This window comes from Catellatospora bangladeshensis (assembly GCF_016862575.1).
Taxonomy (GTDB): Bacteria; Actinomycetota; Actinomycetes; order Mycobacteriales; family Micromonosporaceae; genus Catellatospora; species Catellatospora bangladeshensis.
Genome location: NZ_BONF01000038.1, coordinates 1 through 20297, shown reverse-complemented (window position 1 = coordinate 20297; position 20297 = coordinate 1). Strand labels below are relative to the sequence as shown.

The window sequence follows — 20297 nt, the reverse complement described above, 5'->3', positions numbered from 1 at the left end:
GACTCAACTTGACGGTCCGGCAACTCTGATCTTGGAGGAACACGAACATGGCACGTGCGGTCGGCATCGACCTGGGTACGACCAACTCCTGTATGGCCGTGCTCGAGGGTGGCGAACCCACCGTCATCGCGAACGCCGAGGGCTCCCGCACGACGCCCTCGATCGTGGCGTTCGCCAAGAACGGTGAGGTGCTCGTCGGTGAGGTGGCCAAGCGCCAGGCGGTGACGAACCCGGACCGCACCATCCGGTCCGTGAAGCGTGAGGTCGGCACCAACTGGACCGTCGACATCGACAGCAAGAAGTACACGCCGCAGGAGATCTCCGCGCGTGTGCTGCAGAAGCTCAAGCGCGACGCCGAGGCCTACCTGGGCGAGACGGTCACCGACGTGGTGATCACCGTCCCGGCGTACTTCAACGACGCGCAGCGCACCGCGACGAAGGAGGCCGGTGAGATCGCCGGCTTCAACGTGCTGCGCATCGTCAACGAGCCCACCGCCGCCGCGCTGGCGTACGGCCTGGACAAGGGCTCGAAGGAGCAGACCGTCCTGGTCTTCGACCTCGGTGGCGGCACGTTCGACGTCTCGCTGCTGGAGCTGGCCGAGGGCGTCGTCGAGGTCAAGTCGACCTCCGGTGACAACCACCTGGGCGGCGACGACTGGGACGAGCGCATCATCGAGCACCTGGTGAAGACCTTCCGCGGCCAGTACGGCGTGGACCTGGGCGCCGACAAGATGGCCATGCAGCGCCTCAAGGAGGCCGCGGAGAAGGCCAAGATCGAGCTGTCGGCCGCCAACACCACCGGCATCAACCTGCCCTACATCACCGCCGGCGCCGAGGGCCCGCTGCACCTGGACGTGACCCTGACCCGGGCGGAGTTCCAGCGCATGACCCAGGACCTGCTCGACCGGTGCAAGGCGCCGTTCGAGTCGGCGATCCGGGACGCGGGCGTCAAGCTGGCCGACATCGACCACGTCATCCTGGTCGGCGGCTCCACCCGGATGCCCGCCGTGACCGACCTGGTCAAGCAGCTCACCGGCAAGGAGCCCAACAAGGGCGTCAACCCGGACGAGGTCGTCGCGGTCGGCGCGGCCCTGCAGGCCGGTGTGCTCAAGGGTGAGGTCAAGGACGTCCTCCTGCTGGACGTGACCCCGCTGTCGCTGGGCATCGAGACCAAGGGCGGCATCATGCACCGCCTGGTGGAGCGCAACACCACCATCCCGACCAAGCGGTCCGAGGTCTACACCACCGCCGACGACAACCAGCCCTCCGTGCTCATCCAGGTCTTCCAGGGCGAGCGCGAGATGGCGGCGTACAACAAGAAGCTCGGCACGTTCGAGCTGACCGGCATCGCGCCGGCGCCGCGCGGCGTGCCGAAGATCGAGGTCACCTTCGACATCGACGCCAACGGCATCGTGCACGTGTCCGCCAAGGACCTGGGCACCGGCAAGGAGCAGTCGATGACGATCACCGGCGGCTCGTCGCTGCCGAAGGACGACATCGAGCGCATGCGCCGCGACGCCGAGGAGCACGCGGAGGAGGACCGCCGCCGCCGCGAGGAGGCGGAGACCCGCAACGTGGCCGAGGCGCTGCAGTGGCAGACCGAGAAGTTCCTCGCGGAGAGCGGCGACAAGCTGCCGTCCGACGCGCGGGAGAACATCAACGAGGCGCTGAGCGAGCTGCGCAGCGCGCTGGCGGGCACCGACATCGAGAAGATCAAGTCGGCGCACGAGAAGCTGGCGCAGGTGTCGCAGGCGGCCGGTTCGGCGCTGTACGGCCAGGCCGGCGGTCCGAGCGCGACCGACGCGGGCCCGCAGGGCGCGACCGGCGGCCCGAAGAGCGATGACGACGTGGTCGATGCGGAGATCATCGACGACGAGGGCAAGAAGTGACCGGAGCAAAGGGTGCCTCGCCGGCGGAGCAACCGCCCGCCGGCGAGCGCATCGTGATCAAGAACAAGCGCAAGATCAGCCCGAGCGGAGCGACCATGTCCGAGCAGCCGGAGACCCCGGCCGCCCAGGCGGCCGACACCGAGCCGAGCACCCCGACGCAGCAGAGCACGCCGGTGCAGGAGGAGACTCCGGCAGCCGGGAACCCCCCGCAGGACGCACCCGAGCAGGTCGTCGCCGAGGCGGTCACCGTCGAGACGGAGACCGTCGACCTGGGCGTGCCGGAGGCCGCCGAGGCCGAGGCCGCGCCTGCCACCGAGACCGCCGAGGCCGTGGAGGGCGAGGTCGTCGAGGCCGAGCCTGCCGCGGAGCCGGCGGCCGAGCCCGAGGCCGGTGCGGTGCCCGCCGCGCTGGGCGCGGAGCTGGCGCAGCTGCGCACCGCGCTGGAGGAGCGCACGGCGGACCTGCAGCGGGTGTCCGCCGAGTACGCCAACTACCGCCGGCGGGTGGAGCGCGACCGCACGGTCGCCGCTGACCTGGCCACCGGTTCGGTGCTGTCGGCACTGCTCCCGATCCTGGACGACCTGGACCGGGCGCGCGACCACGGCGACCTGACCGGGCCGTTCGGCGCGGTCGCCGAGCAGCTCGGCGCGGTCGTGGCGAAGTTCGGCCTGACCGCGTTCGGGGAGAAGGGCGACCCCTTCGACCCGAACCGGCACGAGGCGGTGGCGCACCTGCCGTCCGCCGAGGTCACCGAGCCGACCTGCATCGACGTGATGCGCCGGGGCTACCTGCTGGGCGAGCGCCTGCTGCGCCCGGCCATGGTGGCCGTCGCGGCACCGGAATGACAACATGACCCAGGCTCCCTTCCCGCCGCGTACGCGAGCGGGAGGGGAGCCTCGGTCGCGACAGGGGGAGGGGGTACTGGATGAGCTCGAAAGACTGGCTGGAGAAGGACTTCTACGCGGTGCTCGGGGTGGCCAAGGACGCCACGTCCGCAGAGATCAAGAGGGCGTACCGCAGGCTCGCACGTGAGCTGCATCCGGACCACAACCCCGGCAACGCCGCCGCGGAGGAGCGCTTCAAGTCCGTGTCGGAGGCGTACGACGTGCTCTCCGACGAGAACCGGCGGCGCGAGTACGACGAGATGCGCTCGCTGTTCGAGTCGGGCGCGTTCCGGCGCGGTGCGCGCGGCTCCGGCGGCCAGCCCTTCGACATGTCCGACCTGTTCGGCCACGGCGGCGGTCGCGGGGGCGGCGACCAGCGCTTCGGCGGCGCCGGGTTCGCCGACCTGTTCGGCTCGATCTTCTCCGGCGGGCCCGGCACCGGCGCGCCGCCACGCGGCCCGGCCCGTGGGCGCGACGTCGAGGCGGAGATCTTCCTGGACTTCGCGGACGCGGTGCAGGGCACGACCCAGCCGCTGACGCTGCGGACGCTCGGCGTCTGCGACACCTGCCACGGCGACGGCGCCAAGCCGGGCACCCGGCCGCGCACCTGCAAGTTCTGTCACGGCGCGGGTGTGATCAACCGCAACCAGGGCGCGTTCGGCTTCGCCGAGGCGTGCCGCGACTGCCAGGGCGTGGGCACCGTGGTCGACCACAAGTGCCCGGAGTGCGCGGGCACCGGCGGGGTGACCAAGACCCGTACGCTGACCGTACGCATCCCGGCGGGCGTCGCCGACGGCCAGCGCATCCGGCTGGCCGGGCGCGGCGAGCCGGGCGAGCGCGGCGGCCCGCCCGGCGACCTCTACATCCGGGCGATCGTGCGCCCGGACACGATGTTCGGCCGCAACGGCGACGACCTGACCGTCACCATCCCGGTCACCTACGCCGAGTCGGTGCTCGGCGCCGAGGTCCGGGTGCCCACTTTGGACGGCATGATGAAGGTCAAGGTGCCGCCGGGCACGCCGAGCGGGCGCCTGCTGCGGGTGCGCGGCAAGGGTGTGCCCAAACGTGATGGCCACAGCGGAGACCTGCTGGTTACCGTGGAGATAGTGGTGCCGCAGCAGCTGTCCGAGGAGGCTCGGGAGGCGCTGGTGCGCTTCACCGAGCTGGCCCCGCCCGTCCGGCGGGACCACCTGGAACGGAGGTGATCCACAGTGGATGAACACGCCAAGGTGCTGCTCATCTCGGTGGCCGCGCAGCTGGCCGGCATGCACCCGCAGACGCTGCGGCAGTACGACCGGATGGGTCTGGTCGAGCCGGGGCGCTCCGCGGGCGGCGGCCGCCGTTACAGCCTGCGCGACGTCGAGCTGCTGCGTGAGATCCAGCGGCTGAGCCAGGAGGAGGGCGTCAACCTCGCCGGCGTCAGGCGGATCATCGACCAGGAGCGCCTGGTGCTGGAGTTGCGCGAGCGGCTGCAGCACATGCAGGAGCGGCTGGCGTACGCCGAGGCGCGGCTGGCGCAGCTGGAGGCGATCTCCGCGTTCCCGCGCAGCGAGCTGCTGCCGAGCACGCGCACCTCGACGGCGCTGGTGGTCTGGCGTCCGCGTTCGAGCGAAGGCTGAGCCCGCGCCGGGCTCGGCCGGTATCCTCGTACCAGGGATAAGTCCGAATTGTCGGGCTGCCCGGAGGGGGATGAAGATGGGCATTTTGGACAAGGCCAAGGACGCCCTCGGCATGGACGGCAAGGGCGACGAGGCCTCGGACAAGGCCAAGCAGATGCAGGACAAGGCCAAAGACATGGTCGACCAGGCGGGCGACGCCGTCGACGACAAGACCGGCGGCAAGTACGCGGGCCACGTCGACAAGGCGCAGGACGCGGCTAAGAGCGCGATCGACAAGATGGATCCGAAGTAGCCGTCCCGCTGCCCGACCGCTGAACGAGCGAAGCTCCCGGCATGCTGTTGCGACAGCACGGCGGGAGCTTCGCTCACGTGGCAGAACGGCTACTGCAGGCGGCGGCCGTGGCGGACCAGGCCGCCCTCGCACCAGTCGTTGTAGTCGAACAGGCCGGGCCGGGCCAGCAGCACGCGGGTGTTGTGGGCCCATACCGCCATCTGCTCGTCGCCCTCCTCCTCGGCCTCCTCGACGAGCTTGCGCAGCTTGCGCCGGGGGTGGGCCTTGAAGCCGGTGCGGATCGCGTCGGCGGCGTAGATGTAGAGGCAGTGCAGGGCGAAGCGGCGGGCCGGGCAGCTGGTGTCCATGGCCAGGTCGAACAGCGTGTTGATGAGCCGGTCGCCGGAGACCAGCAGGTCCCAGTCCGGGGGCATCGCGGTGAGGGGCACGGATTCCGGTGCGTACGCCCAGGTCCGCAACTCGTTGGGCGTGGGGTCGACCGGGTTCGCGAAGCCACGGAACACCGCCGGGGGAGCGCTCATCGTTATCCTCCGCTGGAATGAAAGCGGGCTGTGGGAGACGCGGCCAGAGTCAGCGGCGCTGCTGCCGCGACACGCTAGCGTGCCCTGCCTGGTCAAGGGAAGGTCACAGCCAGTACTTTCATCAACCTGTTACGCACCGCGACCAACCGGGCACGCCAGCCGGGCGTCAGGGGCACGCTCGGGCGCGTCCGGCGGGAACCCGCCGGGCGGCTCAGGGCTCGTCCCGATATGACTTTCACCAGCGTGAATCGCCGCACGGGCCGGGCGCGCCCGCTGCTGCTGCTCTGCCTCGTGGCGGGCCTGGCCGCGGCGTGCTCGCCGGGCGACCCGGCGGCGCCGGCCCCGGCCACGTCCGCCCCCGTGACGGACCGTTCCGCTCCCCCGGCGCGGGCGGTGGTCACCGAGCGCACCGTCCGGGTGGCCGGGGTGCCGCAGGGATACCAGGCCTTCATCGAGTTCGCCGACGCCCGGCACGGGTATGCCCTGTTCAGCGACTGCCCGACCAACGGGCCGTGCCGGGGCGGGCTGCTGTTCGCCAGCGCCGACGGCGGCGCCACCTGGCAGCCCCGCCCGGTCCCGGACCGCGACGGCCACAACCTCCAGCTCTACGTCGACGGCCCGCAGCAGCTCTCGTTGTGGAGCGAGACCAACGGCTACCACCTGTCCCGGGACGGCGGGCGGACGTACACCTTCGCGCGCGAGGTCCCGCGGGACCACCGCGCGGCCACGGGCGTGCCCTTCGGCGTCGAGTACACCTCGACCGAGGCCGTGCTCACCGACTACCGGACCGGGAAGCCCGTGCCGCTGCCGGACGGCTACCAGGGCGGGGGCGCCACGGTCACCCGGGACGGCACGATCTGGCTCACCCGCTTCGACAAGGGCAGGGAGACCGCGCGCAGCACCGACGGCGGCGTGACGTGGCAGCGGCTGGCCGTGCCGGAGCAGCCCGGACGGCAGCTGTTCGCGCTGTTCGTGCGGGTCTCCCCCACCGGTGACGCGTGGCTGATCGGCGAGCAGGATCCGATGTCGAGCCTGGGCGGCGGCACGTCGCTGCTGGGCGGTTCGGTGCTCAAGGGCACCGGCCTGCCGCTGGTCTGGCAGCTGACGGGTGGCGCGTGGCGGCCCCGCCCGATCGAGGGCATCCGGGAGCAGCCGAACCATCCGTACTCGGTGGCACCGGCGGGCAGCGGCCTGCTGGCGATCGCCGGCCCGGAGGGCGTCGGTTACCTGGCGGACCGCTACGTCGCGGTGCCCGGAACGCCGCGGCTGGACTGGATCGGCGTGCTGCCCGACGGCACCCTGTTCGGCCGCCAGAACGTGCCCGGCCGGATCCATCTCGGCCGCGGCGACGGCTGGCAGCGCGAATGGGTGGAGCTCACCCTGATGTGAGCGACGACAACGTCCCTCCAGACTGGCCGGGCCAAGTTGAGTGCAGTAGGCTCAACTTTGTTCGGAGCACTCAGCCGAGGGAGCGTATGGACACTCAGCGCCTGACCACGAAGAGCCGCGAGGTCATCACCACCGCGGCCGCCACCGCGCAGCAGCGGGGCCACGCCACCGTCGAGACGTGGCACCTGCTGCTCGCGCTGCTGGACACCGGCGGGTCCACCGCCGCGGGGCTGCTGCGCGCGGTCGGGGCCAACCCCGCCGACGTGCGCCGCGCCGCCGCGCGCGCGGTGGAGCAGCTGCCGACGGCGCACGGCAGCAGCGTCGCCGAGCCGAGCCTGTCCCGCGAGCTGGTCAACGCGATCAACGCGGCCGAGCAGGTGGCCCGGCCACTGGGCGACGAGTACGTCTCCACCGAGCACCTGCTGGCCGGGCTGGCCCGGGTCGGCGGCGCGGTGGGCAAGGCCCTCAAGCAGGCCGGTGCGACCGAGGAGGCGCTGGTCGCCGCGTTCCCCGAGATCCGCGGCGGCGACCGCCGGGTCACCACCCCGGACCCCGAGCAGCAGTATCAGGCGCTGGAGAAGTACGGCGTGGACCTGACCGCCCGCGCCCGCGACGGCAAGGTGGACCCGGTCATCGGCCGCGATCCCGAGATCCGCCGCGTGATCCAGGTGCTCTCCCGGCGTACCAAGAACAACCCGGTGCTCATCGGCGAGCCGGGCGTCGGCAAGACGGCGATCGTGGAGGGCCTGGCCCAGCGCATCGTGGCCGGCGACGTGCCCGAGTCGCTGCGCGACAAGAAGCTGGTCAGCCTCGACCTCGGCGCCATGGTCGCCGGCGCGCAGTATCGCGGCCAGTTCGAGGAGCGGCTCAAGAGCGTGCTGGAGGAGATCAAGGCCAGCGACGGCCAGGTGATCACCTTCCTGGACGAGCTGCACACCGTGGTCGGCGCGGGCAAGGGCGAGGGCTCGATGGACGCGGGCAACATGCTCAAGCCCATGCTGGCCCGCGGCGAGCTGCGCATGGTCGGCGCGACCACCCTCGACGAGTACCGCGAGCACATCGAGAAGGACCCGGCCCTGGAGCGGCGCTTCCAGCCGGTGGTGGTCGGCGAGCCCACCGTCGAGGACACCATCGGCATCCTGCGCGGCCTCAAGGAGCGCTACGAGGTGCACCACGGCGTACGCATCACGGACGGCGCGCTGGTCGCCGCGGCGTCGCTGTCCGACCGCTACATCGCCGACCGCTTCCTGCCGGACAAGGCGATCGACCTGGTGGACGAGGCGGCCTCCCGGCTGCGCATGGAGATCGACTCCCGGCCCACCGAGGTCGACGAGATCGAGCGCCAGGTGCGCCGCCTGGAGATCGAGGAGATGGCGCTGGCCAAGGAGCCCGACCCGGCCTCCGCCGAGCGCCTGACCAAGCTGCGCGCCGAGCTGGCCGACAAGCGGGAGCACCTGGCCGCGCTGTCCGACCGCTGGCGCAACGAGAAGCAGCACATCCAGGCCATCTCCGTGGCCAAGGAGCAGCTGGAGGAGCTGCGTACGCAGGCCGACCGCGCCGAGCGCGACCTCGACCTGGGCCGCGCCTCCGAGCTGCGCTACGGCCGCATCCCGGCGCTGGAGCGCGACCTCGCCCACGCCGAGCAGGAGCTGGCCGCGCTCCAGACGCACGGCGCGATGCTCAAGGAGGAGGTCGGCGCGAACGACGTCGCCGAGGTCGTCGCCGCGTGGACCGGCATCCCGGCCGGCCGCATGATGGAGGGCGAGACCGAGAAGCTGCTGCGCATGGAGGAGTCGCTCGGGTCCCGGGTGATCGGGCAGGCCGAGGCGGTCGCCGCGGTCTCCGACGCGGTGCGCCGGGCGCGCACCGGCATCGCCGACCCCGACCGGCCCACCGGATCGTTCCTCTTCCTCGGCCCCACCGGCGTGGGCAAGACCGAGCTGGGCAAGGCGCTGGCCGAGTTCCTCTTCGACGACGAGCGGGCCATGGTCCGCATCGACATGAGCGAGTACGCCGAGAAGCACTCGGTGGCCCGCCTGGTCGGCGCCCCGCCCGGCTACGTCGGCTACGAGGAGGGCGGGCAGCTCACCGAGGCGGTGCGGCGGCGGCCGTACTCCGTGGTGCTGCTCGACGAGGTGGAGAAGGCACACCCGGACGTGTTCGACGTGCTGCTCCAGGTGCTCGACGACGGGCGGCTCACCGACGGGCAGGGCCGCACGGTCGACTTCCGCAACGCGATCCTGATCCTCACCTCGAACCTGGGCTCGCACGCGATCGCCGACCCGACCCTGTCGGAGGAGCAGCGTAAGGACTCGGTCATGGCGGTGGTGCGCACCCACTTCAAGCCCGAGTTCCTCAACCGGCTCGACGACATCGTGGTCTTCCACGCGCTCAGCCAGGACGAGCTGACCTCGATCGTGGACATCCAGCTGGCCCGGCTGCGGCGGCGGCTCGCCGACCGGCGGCTCACCCTGGAGGTCACCGACGTGGCCCGCAAGTGGCTGGCGGGGCACGGCTACGACCCGGTGTACGGGGCGCGCCCGCTGCGCCGCCTGATCCAGTCGGCCATCGGCGACAAGCTCGCCAAGGCGCTGCTGGCCGGCGAGGTCCGGGACGGCGACACGGTCCTCATCGACCGGGACGGCGACGCGCTGCGTATCGCCTGACCTGGGCAGACGATGACGAGGGTAGGTGGCGGCCGGCGCCGCCTACCCTCGAAGTCATGTTGACGCTGGCCTGACGGACGTCCGAGACTGGATCGAGTGAAGGGGGGCAAGTCATGACCCAGGTGTTGCCGCCGCTGATCGGGGTCCGGATCACCGGCGCTCAATACGAGGCGCTGCCTCCGAACCCCCGCATCGAGCTCGTGGACGGAGTGCTGACCTTCATGACCCCGCCGACCGGTCGGCATCAGGACCTGGTCGACGCGTTAGTCGCCGTGTTGCGCCAGGTCTGCCCGCCGGAGCTGCGCGTGCTGCGCGAGCAGGAGCTGTTCCTGTCGGATGATCACCGGCGCAACCCCGACGTGCTGGTGGTCCGGGCGGACGCGTACGACCCCGACGGCTACTCCTATCGCCCCGAGCAGGTGATGCTGGCGGTCGAGGTCGTCTCGCCCGGCACTGAGACCGCGGATCGCAAGCACAAGCCCGCCGAGTACGCGGACGCGGGGGTCGCGCACTACTGGCGGGTGGAGTCCAAGCCCGCGCTCGCGGTGTACACCCACCAGCTCGTCGACGACGGCCCGTACGTGCCGACCGGCCGCTGGGTGCCTGGTGACCTGATCGCGGCGCCCGGCCTGCCCTGGGCGCATGTCGCCGTGGAGGAGCTGGCCTCCTCCTGAGGAGGGAGCGGCGATCGATCTGAGGTCGCAGGCGCGCGTGGCGAGCAGCGATTACGGTGTCCGCATGTCGTACACGCCACCTCCGAGCGGCTACCTGGTCCCGCCCGCGCCCGGCGCCGGTCCGCGGCCCGGCACGGTCACCGCCTCCAGCATGCTGCTCTATCTGACCTCGGCCCTGCTCGTGCTGAGCGCGGCGCTGTCCGTTTACACGTACTCCGCGCTGTCCGCGAGCGAGATCGAGGACATCTACCGGCAGGGCGGCGCCGACCCGTCGATGGCCGAGAGCAGCGCCGCGATCGTGATGGGCGCGGCGTACGGCGGCGCGGTGCTGACCGTGGTCATCGCCGTGCTGTTCGTGATCCTCGGCCTGTTCGTGAACCGGGGCAAGCAGTGGGCCCGGGTCACCACCTGGGTCATCGGCGGCATCGGCCTGTGCTGCTGCGGGTTCGGCCTGGCCGGTCAGGCGATGACCGCCTCGCTGACCGGGGGCAGCGCGGGTGGGATCGACCAGGAGGAGATCACCAAGCGGCTGTCGGAGCAGATGCCGGACTGGACCACGGGCGTGAGCATCGTGATCACCGTGGTGCAGCTGCTCGCCCTGCTCGCCGTGATCATCCTGCTGGCGCTGCCGCCGTCGAACAACTTCTTCCGCAAGCCCGCGCCGGAGTGGACGCCGCCGGCGTACCCGGTCTGACCTGGGCTGACGACAGCGCGGGACCGGTGCTCATGGGCACCGGTCCCGCGCTGTCTGTGTTATCCCGAATCAGGCACATAAGTACAGGTGATAGGGGTAACTTCCGATCTGGAGCATGACTCGCGCCGCTCGTTTCGGGGGTACGCCAATGTCGCATTCCGCTTCGCAGCCGGTGGAGCCGGTGAATCCGGCCCATCCGAGCGCCGAGCACGGGCGTCCCGCCGTGGTCACCGCCGCAACCGCGATCCTCGGCCTGCTGGCCCTGCTCAACGTGGTGAACGCGATCCTGCACCTGGCCGCGATCAACACCGTGCTCAACCACTTCCGGGTCCGGGCGGTGCTCGCGGGCGTCGACCCGGCGGACCTCGGCCCGATCGAGACCAGCCTGAAGACGGGGCTGGTCATCAGCGCCCTGGCCGCCGTGCTCGCGGCGATCGTGCTGGCGATCCTGGCCTGGGGCGTGTGGCAGGGCAGCCAGGTCGCCCGCGTGGTCACCTGGGTGGTCTGCGGCCTCGGCATCATGCTCGCCTGCTGCGGCATCTCCGGCGCGACCACCCTGGGCACCGGTAACGTGACCGTGCAGGGCGGCGGCGACCCGTCCGTCACGCGTGGCGTGCAGGCGCTCGTGGACTCGTTCCCCGGCTGGTGGGCCGGGCTCACCGGACTCTCCTCCGCCGGCCAGGTTCTCGGCTACATTGCCACTGCGGTGCTGCTCGCCCTCCCGGCCGCGAACCTCTTCTTCAGCCGGAAGCGCGCCCTGCCGCCGGGCGCCGACACCCCCGCCGCGCCTCCCCCGACCGTCTGAGGTGAGCTGATGTCCTCCTCCGCTGCCCACACCGCCGTCCCCGAGACCCAGGCCGAGCCTGCCGCGGAGCCGTCCGGCGCACGCCGCACCGCGCTGGTCACCGGCGCGACCGCCGGCATCGGCCGCGCGTTCACGGTGCGCCTGGCCGCCGACGGCTGGGACCTCGTCCTGGTCGCCAGGGACGCGGCCCGGCTCGCGGAGTTCGCCGAGGCGCTGAGCAGGACGTACGGGGTGAAGGCCGCGGTCCTCGCGGCGGACCTGTCCACCACCGACGGCTGTGAACTGGTGGAGGAACGGCTGCGTGATTCGGCCCGGCCGGTTGACCTGCTTGTCAACAACGCCGGCCTGTCGCTGAACACCCCTTTCCTCAGGTCCACTGTGGAGCAGGAGCTGCACCTGCTCGCGGTGAACGTGCAGGCGGTGATGCGGTTGACGCACGCGGCGCTGCCGGTGATGGCGGCCCGGGGGCGGGGAGATGTCATCAATGTCTCATCTGTCGCCGGGTTCGGCGCGGCGATGCCCGGCAGCACCTATCCGGCGAGTAAAGCGTGGGTCACCAACTTCAGCGAGTCGGTGGCGCTGTCCGTAGCGCACCAAGGTGTACGGGTCATGGCATTGTGCCCCGGTTTCACCCGTACGGAGTTCCACGACCGGGCCGGGATCACCATGACGAAGACGCCTGACTGGCTGTGGCTGCAGGCACCCCAGGTGGTCGCCGACGGGCTGCGTGACCTGCGGCGGGGCCGCACGGTGAGCGTGCCGAGCTGGAAGTACAAGGTGCTCGTGGGATTCATGCGGCACACGCCGACCCGGTTGCTCCGGCGGCTCGCGCGAAGCGCTCGGGTGCGCACCGGGCGCGACAATGAGGGCGGCAACTGACCGTCGCGCAAGAGTCTGCCCGGATCGCGGGACACCCCCTTGATCGAGCTCTCAGGATCGGCGAGTAGTCTCCGTCCCATGTCCGACCGCGACGACCTGCGTAAATTCATCACTGATCTCGCGGTGGTGCGGGGGAAGGTTGTCCTGTCCTCCGGGAAGGAGGCCGACTACTACGTCGACCTCCGCCGGATCACCCTGCATCACGCGGCCGCGCCCCTGGTCGGGCGCGTGCTCAACGAGCTGACCGAGGACTGGGACTTCGACGCCGTGGGTGGCCTCACGCTGGGCGCCGACCCGGTCGCCACGGCGATGCTGCACACCTCGCCCCGGCCCCTGGACGCCTTCGTCGTCCGCAAGGCCGGTAAGGCGCACGGGTTGCAGCGCCGTATCGAAGGACCGGACGTGGCCGGTCGCCGCGTGCTCGCTGTCGAGGACACCTCGACTACGGGCGGTAGTGTTCTCGCCGCTATTGATGCACTGCGGGAGGCGGGTGCCGAGGTCATCGGTGTTGCGGTTATTGTCGATCGAGGCGCGGGCGATACGGTGCGTGCTGCCGGACTGTCGTACCGAGCCGCCTATACGTTGGCGGACCTTGGCCTGTCGGCCTAACGGAACTCCGATCCGTACCTGGTAATATGTAGGTGGATCGATGCTGTTGTTGGAAGGAAGAAATCACGTGGGAACAGCTCTGGTGGAAACCCCGCTGCCTCAAATCTCGCCCCTCGCCGGTGAGCCGATCGAGCGTGCCGACGCGGAGCGTCTCGCCGGCGTGCTGAAGGCGCTGGCCGATCCGGCTCGCCTCCGGCTGCTGAGCCTGATCCAGTCCGCCCCCGAGGGCGAGGCGTGCGTCTGTGACCTGACCGCTCCGCTGGGCCTGTCCCAGCCGACCGTCAGCCACCACCTGCGCATCCTCACCGAGGCCGGCCTGCTCAACCGCGACAAGCGCGGCGTGTGGGCTTACTACAGCCTCGTGCCGTCCGCCATCGCCACCGTCGCCGAGCTGCTGACCCCGCCGCGCAAGCGCGCGACGAAGAAGGCTCGCTGACCCGGCAAGGCCCTGATGCGTCGTGGGGCGCACACTCCGATCACGGAGTGTGCGCCCCACGACGCTTTCAGTGACCTTGGACGGGCGTGGATGTCACGCAGCGCACGCTGCGGCAACCGTGAGTGAAAAGCATGAACACGTGGTTGCAGAAGGCTGCCGGGCCTCTAAGCTGACGCGATATTCGGCGTGCTGCCGCCTCGGTAACCCCCGCCGCAGGGCCCGGCGCCGCCGCTTCCCACCTGGGAGTCACCCATGTCCGGACGGCACATCCGACACAGCTGGGACGCCCCCGAGCTGCCCGCCGCCCCCCGCCGAACAGGGCTGTTCGGCCGCCGCGCCGTGCGCATCCCCGTCATCATCGTCGGCGTGCTGTCCCTGTGCGGCCTCGCCACCGTCGTGGTGCGCGGCGTCAGCGCGGACGCCGACGGCTGCGGCAGCGCGGGGATCAAGCTGACCGTCGCCGCCGACCCCGCGATCGCCCCCGCCCTCACCGAGATCGGCAACCGCTGGAGCGCCACCAACCCGCTGGTCGGTGAGGACTGCGTACGCGTCGAGGTCGTCGCCAAGCCCTCCTACCAGCTCGCCAACTCCCTCGGCACCTGGGCCGGCGGCAACATCGACGTCGCCGACAAGCCCGCGCCCACGCCGCAGGACTCCGAGCTGCCCGTCGTCTGGGTGCCGGACTCGACGTACTGGCTGGGCCGGGTACGCGGCGTCGACCGCGACCTGTTCGAGGCCGACGCCCCGTCCGTCGCGGCCAGCCCGGTGGTGCTCGCGGTGCCCGAGACCGTGGCCCGCCAGCTCGGCGACAAGGTCAAGGGCGGCATCGACGCCCCGCTGCTCAAGCAGATGCTGTTCGCCAAGCCGTCGGCGCTCAAGCTCGGCGTGGTCGAGCCGCGCCGGGACACCGCCGGCATGGTCGGCGCGATGATGCTGTCCGACGCGGTCGTCGCGCAGGAGAAGGACCTGCCCAACCTGGTCGGCGTCTACCGCGCCATCGGCGGGCCGGTGCCCGACGTCGAGGCGCTGTGGAAGGCGTACGCGGCCGGGCTGACCGCCGCGCCGGTGAGCGAGCAGTCGGTGATCGCCTACAACGCCAAGGCGAAGGCCCCCATGGCCGCGGTCACCCTGGCCGAGGCGCCCACCCTCGACTTCCCCTTCGCCGTCCGGTCCCGCCAGCCGCGCCCGCTGGCCACCGCCGCGGCGATGTTCTCGCAGGCGGTACGCGGCGGCGAGTACAAGTCCGTGTTCGCCGAGAACGGGCTGCGCTCGCCGGACGGGCAGGTCTCCACCGGCTTCCCCACCGGCCACGGGATCACCTCGGCCGGGGTGTTCGTGCAGCCGCTGGCGGACATGAACAAGGTCCGCGGCGCGATGACGGTGTGGGTCGCGGCCAAGACCCCGTCCCGGGTGATCGCGCTGGTCGACGCGACCTCGTCGATGGGCCGGACGATGACCGGCGGCGGCAACACCGCGGTCCGGATGCAGGTGCTGCGCAGCGCCGCCGAGAACGGCCTGCGCCTGTTCACCGACGACAGCGAGCTGGGCCTGTGGGCGTTCGCGGGCAAGGGCCACGTGCCGCTGGTGCCGCTCGGCGAGCTGACCAGGTCGCAGCGCTCGAAGCTGCTCACCGCGGTCCGGCAGGCCGCGCCGCAACCCACCGACGTCTCCCCGCTCTACCAGTCGGTCATCGCGGGCTACCGGGAGCTGCTGAAGGGCTACGACCCGGCGCGCAGCAACACCCTGGTGGTCTTCACCGACGGCCGGGACGGCTCCGGCATGGCGCTGCGCACCGTACAGAAGGAGCTGGAGAAGCTCGCCGACGTGACCAAGCCGATCCGGGTGGTCCTGCTGGGCCTCGGCCCCGACGTGAAGCTGGCCGACCTGCAGGCCGTCGCCGACACCACCGGCGGCGTCGCCTTCCAGGTCACCGACCCCGCCCAGATGGAGACGATCTTCCTGCGCGCTCTGCTCGCCTGATCCCGCCTGCTGAACAGCGAAGCTCCCGCCGATCGTCCGGCGGGAGCTTCGCTCGTGAACGGGGCAGCCTCAGAAGGCGTCGATCTTGCTCATGACGACGGTGTCGTCGCCGCCGCCCAGCCGCGCGTTGCGCCGCTTCTCCCTGCGGTCGCGGATCATCTCGATGAAGACGGGGATCAGCGACAGGAAGACGATCAGGAACACCATCGGCAGGATGTACTTGTCGATGTGCTCCGGACCGCCGATGGCGGTGATGATCTGCTCGGCCAGCAGGTAGCCGGCCAGCAGGATGCCGTCGACCCAGAGGATCGCGCCGACCACGTTCCACACGAAGAACTGCTTGGCGGGCATGCCCAGCACGCCGGCCACCGGGTTCAGGAAGGTGCGCACGATCGGGATGAACCGGGCCAGCACCACCGCGCGGCGCGGGCCGAACTTCACGAAGTAGTGCTCGGCCTTACGCACGTAATCCTGCTTGAACAGGCGTGAATCGGGTTTGTTGAACATCCGTGGCCCGTACTTGGCGCCGAGCCAGTGGCCCAGTTGCGCGCCGATGATGGCGCAGATCGGGCCGAGCACCAGCAGCCAGCCGATGGGCAGCTGCACACCGTGCGACTCCAGGAAGCCGGAGGCGAACACACCCGCGATGAACAGCAGGGAGTCGCCCGGCAGGAAGAAACCGATCATGAGGCCGGTCTCGGCGAAGAGGATGAAGCAGACACCGAACAGGGCGGCCGGGCCGAACAGCTCCAGCCAGGCCTTGGGGTCCAGCGGGTTGAAGTCGGCGGAGGCCAGCGGGGGCATGGCCAGGGCCTGGAGAGAGTCGACTACGGTCACGCCGCCCAAGAGTACCGGGCAATGTTGCGAACTCCCTGACACGTCCATGGAGTCGAGGAGGCGGCACTACCTGGGGGAGGACGGCTGCTTCAGGAGTAGTCCTCGTCGGGGGGCACGACGACCACCCTCTGCTCGACCTCGTCCCACTCGGAGGCCGGTGGCACCGGCCCGTCCGGTTCTCCGAGCGGCTCGTCGGGGAGGGCGTTGATGATGTCGTCGTCCGCCAGGGAGGTGGCCTGGGCCGACTGTTCGAGCGCGTCGGCTTCGGGCACGTCGTCTGCGTACGCGTTCCCCGCCACGTTCTCGGTCATTGCTTCACGGTATGACGTGCCCTCGGCAGTTCGCCAGCAGATGTGAGTTCCGGCGTAGAAGATGACCATATGGGCTTTCTGATCCGTTGGGTGATCAACGCGGTGGCGTTGTGGATCACCACATTGATCGTCTCCGGCATCGAGGTCACCGCCGCCACCACCGTGCGCAGCATCATCACCCTCATCGTGGTGGCGCTGATCTTCGGGCTGGTGAACGCGATCCTGAAACCCGTCATCCACCTCTTCGGCTGCGTCTTCTACGTGATCACGCTCGGCCTGTTCGCGCTGCTGGTCAACGCGCTGCTGTTCCTGCTCGTGGACTGGCTGGCCGGGGTGTTCAAGCTGCCCTTCCAGATCGACGGCTTCTGGCCCGCGTTCTGGGGTGCCATCGTCATGGGCATCGTGAGCTGGGCGCTCAGCCTGCTGGTCCCGGACAGGGACGAAGCGTGACGCCAGGGGCCGATTCGCCAGGTCAAGTGACGTAGGCAATACTTCCGTAACGAGGACAGTGCGGTCTTCCCGCCAGCCACCATGCGCGGGCGCGACGCCACCGCCGCGGCCAGCCGCGTTACTGCACGACGCTAGGAGCGTTCACAGATGCCTATCGCATCCCCTGAGGTCTACGCCGAGATGCTCGACCGCGCCAAGGCCGGCGCGTTCGCCTACCCCGCGATCAACGTCTCCTCCTCGCAGACGCTGCACGCCGCGCTGCAGGGCTTCGCGGAGGCGGAGAGCGACGGGATCATCCAGGTCTCCACCGGCGGCGCCGAGTACCTGTCCGGCCCGACCATCAAGGACATGGTCACCGGTTCGGTCGCCTTCGCCGCGTTCGCGCACGAGGTCGCCAAGAAGTACTCGGTGAACGTCGCGCTGCACACCGACCACTGCCCGAAGAACAAGCTTGACGGCTTCGTCCGCCCGCTGCTGGCGATCTCCGCCGAGCGGGTGGCCCGGGGCGAGAACCCGCTGTTCCAGTCCCACATGTGGGACGGCTCGGCCGTGCCGCTGGACGAGAACCTGCAGATCGCCGAGGAGCTGCTGGCGCTGACCCACGCCGCGAAGATCGTCCTCGAGATCGAGGTCGGCGTCGTGGGCGGCGAGGAGGACGGCGTCGTCGGCGCGATCGACGAGAAGCTGTACTCGACCGTCGAGGACGCGCTGGCCACCGCCGCCGCGCTGGGCCTGGGTGAGAAGGGCCGCTACATGACCGCCCTCACCTTCGGCAACGTGCACGGCGTGTACAAGCCGGGCAACGTCAAGCTCCGCCCGGAGATCCTCAAGGAGATCCAGGAGCAGGTCGGCGCCAAGTACGGCAAGGAGAAGCCGTTCGACCTGGTGTTCCACGGCGGCTCCGGCTCGCTGCTGTCGGAGATCCGCGACGCCGTCGACTACGGCGTGGTCAAGATGAACGTGGACACCGACACCCAGTACGCGTTCACCCGCCCGGTCGTGGAGCACATGTTCCGCAACTACGACGGCGTGCTGAAGATCGACGGCGAGGTCGGCAACAAGAAGCAGTACGACCCGCGCGCCTGGGGCAAGGCCGCCGAGTCCGGCATGGCCGCCCGCGTCGCGCAGGCCTGCCAGGACCTCCGCTCCACCGGCACCCGGATCAAGTAATCCGGTCCGCCCGGCGCGCCGGGCGCGGTAATTGTCAGCGGTCATGATCTGCGGAACATCGCAGATCATGACCGCTTTTCGTGATCTCCGCAGAAGATGGGCACGCGCTCGCCGCCCCGCCTCCCCGGCTTCGCTGACGGTAATCGGTACGATCGTCCGAATCCGCGTCTGGAGGACAGGAGGTCCGCAGTGCTGGGCATCGACGGGTACGACCCGGTCTGGCACCACGACGCCGGCGCGCTGGCGGCGGCGCACCGCTCCCGCTTCGCCCGGGTCATCGGGCAGCCCCTGGTCGGCTCCTGGCTCGTCTGGGATCTCGACGCCGAGGCCTGGTTCACCGGCGGCCCGGTGGTCTTCGGCTTCCCCGACGCCAACATCGAGATCACGCACCGCAAGTTCGACGAGTGCGCGATCAGCTGGGACACCATCGATCTGCAGGCCCAGCTCGACTGGCCCGGCCTGCGCCTGGACTGGTGGGCCGACACCCACCCCGCCATCCTCAGCGCCCGCGGCCGCGCGCTGACCCGCGTGAACATCATCGAGCGGATCAGCCCCACCGCCTGGCGCCCGCACGTCCTGCACGCCCTGGAGTTCTTCTTCGGCGACCTCCGTGTGGCCCTCTTCAACGCCATGGACGAGAACGGCCTCACCGGCGAACCCGAGGTCAACCTCCCCGTCGGCTTCTGGCGCCGCATCCCCGTCGCCTAACCCTCCCAAGGAAGGGCACCTTCTTATCGTTTTCCGTAGTAGAAGGTGCCCTTCTTAACCCTCGGCCCGCAGTGCCCGGGCGTCGGAGCCGGCGTCGTGCACCTCTCGATGCGGCGGGTCCTGCTCGGAGGCCGTGGGCTCGATGCGGCGGGTTCTGTTCGGGGGCCGTGGGCTCAGCGCGGCAGCACGACTTCGCTCCGTTCCGGGATCAGGCACGCGAGCGTGGTGCGCCCCGACGCGGGATCGACCGTGTACAGCTCCACCGTCTCGGCCAGGTCCGGCGAACCCCGCTCGAACGATTGCATGATCACGGGCACGCCGCCCAGGTTCCCGGCGATGCCGTAGGACAGGCCGAGCCGGTGCGGCGGATGCGTCACCGTCCACCGTGGCGCCCCGCCCACCAGCGCGAACGCGGCCGTCACGGCCGGTTCGGCATCCTGCTCACCACGTCCGCCGCCGACGCCGACGAGGGTGTCCCCGGTCAGCAGGATGAGGCTGTGCCGCGCCGGGAGCGTGCCCCGCGTCACCTCGTGGCCGTCGCGGTCGAGCACGAGCCACGACTCGTCGACGCCGTGCGGGTTCTGCTCGCCCCCACCCCCGGCCAGCTCGTGGCTGCCGCGCAGCACGGTCGAGCCGTCGGGGCGCACCCCGAGCAGGTGCCAGGTCATGTTCGGCACCGGCTGCGCCCACTCCTGGACGCCGCCACGGGTCAGGTCGTACCGCGACAGCAGCAGCCGGTCGCCGCCGTGCTCCCGCTGCAGCACCAGCCACCGGCCATCGGGCGACCAGTGGAAGTTGAAGCTGTCCGGCAGCTGCTCGACCCGGGTGCCGGTCAGGTCCCGCAGCTCCACGGTGCCGTGCACGGCGCGGGCGAGCCACCGGCCGTCCGGCGAGAGCCGGAGGTCGCGTACCGAGTCGTGCCGCGGCGGTTCCGGCGGCAGCGGCTCCGGCAGCTCGGACGCCTGCGGATCCGGCGACTGCGCGGGCCGGGGCGGCAGCGGCGGCATCGTGTACCGCTCGCCGGTGCTGGTCACCAGCCAGATCGGCGCCTCGTACCCGACCTGGTAGGCCAGCGCAGCCCGGCCCGCCGGCCGCTCGGCGGGAAGGAGTTCAGGCGTGCCCTCGGCGGGGAGCCCGCTCGCGCAGGCGGCGGGCAGCGCCGTGGCCGGTGCCGGGGCGACTCCAGCGCACCCGGCGGACAGCAGCACGCCGACGAGCATCGGCGGTAGAACGGCAGCCGTAATATAACGTCGCATGATATATCGACGCCCGAGCTATCGACATCGGTTGCATCCCGCGCAGTCAGTCGCCGCTCCCGCCGCCGCGCGGCGCGAGCCTGTGTGCAGATGATCGCGGAGGCGCCGAGCGGATCTTCGCCAAGCGGAGGCGGACCGCGGCCCGAGCACTCCGAACATGCCCAGCGTGCGGGGCACGGCGGCAGGTGAGCGTTAAGAAGGGCACCTTCTACTACGGAAAACGATAAG

At 70.7% G+C, this 20297-nt stretch carries 21 protein-coding genes; 17 read left to right on the top strand and 4 right to left on the bottom strand.

Going from position 1 to position 20297, the window contains the following annotated elements:
- The first annotated feature begins 47 nt into the window (after positions 1-47).
- The 5 genes from dnaK (at position 48) to Cba03nite_RS28820 (ending at position 4684) form a co-directional block, all read left to right on the top strand.
- Positions 48-1889: a molecular chaperone DnaK gene (gene dnaK, locus Cba03nite_RS28840; RefSeq protein WP_203752788.1), complete on the top strand. Its 1842-nt coding sequence runs from the start codon at positions 48-50 to the stop codon at positions 1887-1889.
- Complete coding sequence (gene grpE / locus Cba03nite_RS28835; protein ID WP_239126070.1) at positions 1886-2734, top strand: nucleotide exchange factor GrpE; 849 nt, start codon at positions 1886-1888, stop codon at positions 2732-2734. The genes dnaK and grpE overlap by 4 nt, the downstream gene beginning before the upstream one ends.
- 80 nt (positions 2735-2814) lie before the next feature.
- Positions 2815-3978 (top strand): molecular chaperone DnaJ, encoded by a 1164-nt coding sequence (gene dnaJ, locus Cba03nite_RS28830; RefSeq protein WP_203752779.1) that lies wholly within the window; start codon positions 2815-2817, stop codon positions 3976-3978.
- Positions 3979-3984: 6 nt separating this feature from the next.
- A complete protein-coding gene (locus Cba03nite_RS28825; RefSeq protein ID WP_203752777.1) occupies positions 3985-4392 on the top strand; it encodes a heat shock protein transcriptional repressor HspR in 408 nt (135 codons plus the stop codon).
- 76 nt (positions 4393-4468) lie between these two features.
- Positions 4469-4684 (top strand): antitoxin, encoded by a 216-nt coding sequence (locus Cba03nite_RS28820; protein ID WP_203752775.1) that lies wholly within the window; start codon positions 4469-4471, stop codon positions 4682-4684.
- 89 nt (positions 4685-4773) lie between these two features.
- Here Cba03nite_RS28820 and Cba03nite_RS28815 read toward each other — a convergent pair whose 3' ends face one another.
- Positions 4774-5205 carry a hypothetical protein gene (locus tag Cba03nite_RS28815; protein WP_203752773.1) on the bottom strand — a complete coding sequence of 144 codons (432 nt, stop codon included), beginning with the start codon at positions 5203-5205 and terminating at the stop codon, positions 4774-4776.
- Between the two features lie 243 nt (positions 5206-5448).
- Between Cba03nite_RS28815 and Cba03nite_RS28810 the strand changes: the two genes are divergently transcribed.
- From Cba03nite_RS28810 to Cba03nite_RS28770, 9 genes are all read left to right on the top strand, one after another.
- The gene (locus Cba03nite_RS28810) at positions 5449-6594 is read left to right on the top strand and encodes a WD40/YVTN/BNR-like repeat-containing protein (protein ID WP_203752771.1); all 1146 of its coding nucleotides are present in this window, start codon (positions 5449-5451) and stop codon (positions 6592-6594) included.
- Positions 6595-6680: 86 nt separating this feature from the next.
- A complete protein-coding gene (gene clpB, locus Cba03nite_RS28805; protein ID WP_203752769.1) occupies positions 6681-9260 on the top strand; it encodes an ATP-dependent chaperone ClpB in 2580 nt (859 codons plus the stop codon).
- Between the two features lie 113 nt (positions 9261-9373).
- Positions 9374-9934 (top strand): Uma2 family endonuclease, encoded by a 561-nt coding sequence (locus tag Cba03nite_RS28800; RefSeq protein WP_203752767.1) that lies wholly within the window; start codon positions 9374-9376, stop codon positions 9932-9934.
- A 64-nt stretch (positions 9935-9998) separates the two neighbouring features.
- Positions 9999-10628 (top strand): hypothetical protein, encoded by a 630-nt coding sequence (locus Cba03nite_RS28795; protein WP_203752764.1) that lies wholly within the window; start codon positions 9999-10001, stop codon positions 10626-10628.
- Between the two features lie 148 nt (positions 10629-10776).
- Positions 10777-11433, top strand: a complete 657-nt coding sequence (locus Cba03nite_RS28790) for a hypothetical protein (RefSeq protein ID WP_203752761.1) — start codon at positions 10777-10779, stop codon at positions 11431-11433.
- A 9-nt stretch (positions 11434-11442) separates the two neighbouring features.
- Entirely contained in the window at positions 11443-12312 is an 870-nt protein-coding gene (locus Cba03nite_RS28785; RefSeq protein WP_203752759.1) for an SDR family NAD(P)-dependent oxidoreductase, read from the top strand.
- A gap of 78 nt (positions 12313-12390) precedes the next feature.
- Positions 12391-12921, top strand: a complete 531-nt coding sequence (gene pyrE / locus Cba03nite_RS28780; protein ID WP_203752755.1) for an orotate phosphoribosyltransferase — start codon at positions 12391-12393, stop codon at positions 12919-12921.
- A 40-nt stretch (positions 12922-12961) separates the two neighbouring features.
- Positions 12962-13357 carry an ArsR/SmtB family transcription factor gene (locus Cba03nite_RS28775; protein ID WP_120317708.1) on the top strand — a complete coding sequence of 132 codons (396 nt, stop codon included), beginning with the start codon at positions 12962-12964 and terminating at the stop codon, positions 13355-13357.
- A 252-nt stretch (positions 13358-13609) separates the two neighbouring features.
- Positions 13610-15337 (top strand): VWA domain-containing protein, encoded by a 1728-nt coding sequence (locus tag Cba03nite_RS28770; RefSeq protein WP_203752752.1) that lies wholly within the window; start codon positions 13610-13612, stop codon positions 15335-15337.
- 69 nt (positions 15338-15406) lie between these two features.
- Here the strand turns inward: Cba03nite_RS28770 and Cba03nite_RS28765 are convergent, their stop codons facing one another.
- Both Cba03nite_RS28765 and Cba03nite_RS28760 read right to left on the bottom strand, forming a co-directional pair.
- A complete protein-coding gene (locus Cba03nite_RS28765; RefSeq protein ID WP_203752987.1) occupies positions 15407-16141 on the bottom strand; it encodes a DedA family protein in 735 nt (244 codons plus the stop codon).
- Positions 16142-16263: 122 nt separating this feature from the next.
- Positions 16264-16485 carry a hypothetical protein gene (locus Cba03nite_RS28760; protein WP_203752750.1) on the bottom strand — a complete coding sequence of 74 codons (222 nt, stop codon included), beginning with the start codon at positions 16483-16485 and terminating at the stop codon, positions 16264-16266.
- 69 nt (positions 16486-16554) lie between these two features.
- Between Cba03nite_RS28760 and Cba03nite_RS28755 the strand changes: the two genes are divergently transcribed.
- The 3 genes from Cba03nite_RS28755 to Cba03nite_RS28745 all read left to right on the top strand — a co-directional run bounded on the left by Cba03nite_RS28755 (position 16555) and on the right by Cba03nite_RS28745 (position 18813).
- Positions 16555-16935: a phage holin family protein gene (locus Cba03nite_RS28755; RefSeq protein WP_203752748.1), complete on the top strand. Its 381-nt coding sequence runs from the start codon at positions 16555-16557 to the stop codon at positions 16933-16935.
- Between the two features lie 147 nt (positions 16936-17082).
- On the top strand, positions 17083-18105 hold the full coding sequence (gene fbaA, locus Cba03nite_RS28750) for a class II fructose-bisphosphate aldolase (RefSeq protein ID WP_203752746.1): 1023 nt from the start codon (positions 17083-17085) through the stop codon (positions 18103-18105).
- A gap of 189 nt (positions 18106-18294) precedes the next feature.
- Positions 18295-18813 carry a hypothetical protein gene (locus Cba03nite_RS28745; protein WP_203752744.1) on the top strand — a complete coding sequence of 173 codons (519 nt, stop codon included), beginning with the start codon at positions 18295-18297 and terminating at the stop codon, positions 18811-18813.
- 173 nt (positions 18814-18986) lie between these two features.
- Here Cba03nite_RS28745 and Cba03nite_RS28740 read toward each other — a convergent pair whose 3' ends face one another.
- The gene (locus Cba03nite_RS28740) at positions 18987-20069 is read right to left on the bottom strand and encodes a TolB family protein (protein WP_203752742.1); all 1083 of its coding nucleotides are present in this window, start codon (positions 20067-20069) and stop codon (positions 18987-18989) included.
- Between the last annotated feature and the right edge of the window lie 228 nt (positions 20070-20297).

Coding starts and splice junctions, on each gene's coding strand:
- dnaK (WP_203752788.1), top strand. CDS start 48: ATGGCACGTGCGGTCGGCATCGACCTGGGTACGACCAACTCCTGTATG.
- dnaJ (WP_203752779.1), top strand. CDS start 2,815: ATGAGCTCGAAAGACTGGCTGGAGAAGGACTTCTACGCGGTGCTCGGG.
- Cba03nite_RS28820 (WP_203752775.1), top strand. CDS start 4,469: ATGGGCATTTTGGACAAGGCCAAGGACGCCCTCGGCATGGACGGCAAG.
- Cba03nite_RS28815 (WP_203752773.1), bottom strand. CDS start 5,205: ATGAGCGCTCCCCCGGCGGTGTTCCGTGGCTTCGCGAACCCGGTCGAC.
- clpB (WP_203752769.1), top strand. CDS start 6,681: ATGGACACTCAGCGCCTGACCACGAAGAGCCGCGAGGTCATCACCACC.
- Cba03nite_RS28800 (WP_203752767.1), top strand. CDS start 9,374: ATGACCCAGGTGTTGCCGCCGCTGATCGGGGTCCGGATCACCGGCGCT.
- Cba03nite_RS28795 (WP_203752764.1), top strand. CDS start 9,999: ATGTCGTACACGCCACCTCCGAGCGGCTACCTGGTCCCGCCCGCGCCC.
- Cba03nite_RS28790 (WP_203752761.1), top strand. CDS start 10,777: ATGTCGCATTCCGCTTCGCAGCCGGTGGAGCCGGTGAATCCGGCCCAT.
- Cba03nite_RS28785 (WP_203752759.1), top strand. CDS start 11,443: ATGTCCTCCTCCGCTGCCCACACCGCCGTCCCCGAGACCCAGGCCGAG.
- pyrE (WP_203752755.1), top strand. CDS start 12,391: ATGTCCGACCGCGACGACCTGCGTAAATTCATCACTGATCTCGCGGTG.
- Cba03nite_RS28775 (WP_120317708.1), top strand. CDS start 12,962: ATGCTGTTGTTGGAAGGAAGAAATCACGTGGGAACAGCTCTGGTGGAA.
- Cba03nite_RS28770 (WP_203752752.1), top strand. CDS start 13,610: ATGTCCGGACGGCACATCCGACACAGCTGGGACGCCCCCGAGCTGCCC.
- Cba03nite_RS28765 (WP_203752987.1), bottom strand. CDS start 16,141: ATGCCCCCGCTGGCCTCCGCCGACTTCAACCCGCTGGACCCCAAGGCC.
- Cba03nite_RS28760 (WP_203752750.1), bottom strand. CDS start 16,485: ATGACCGAGAACGTGGCGGGGAACGCGTACGCAGACGACGTGCCCGAA.
- Cba03nite_RS28755 (WP_203752748.1), top strand. CDS start 16,555: ATGGGCTTTCTGATCCGTTGGGTGATCAACGCGGTGGCGTTGTGGATC.
- fbaA (WP_203752746.1), top strand. CDS start 17,083: ATGCCTATCGCATCCCCTGAGGTCTACGCCGAGATGCTCGACCGCGCC.
- Cba03nite_RS28740 (WP_203752742.1), bottom strand. CDS start 20,069: ATGCGACGTTATATTACGGCTGCCGTTCTACCGCCGATGCTCGTCGGC.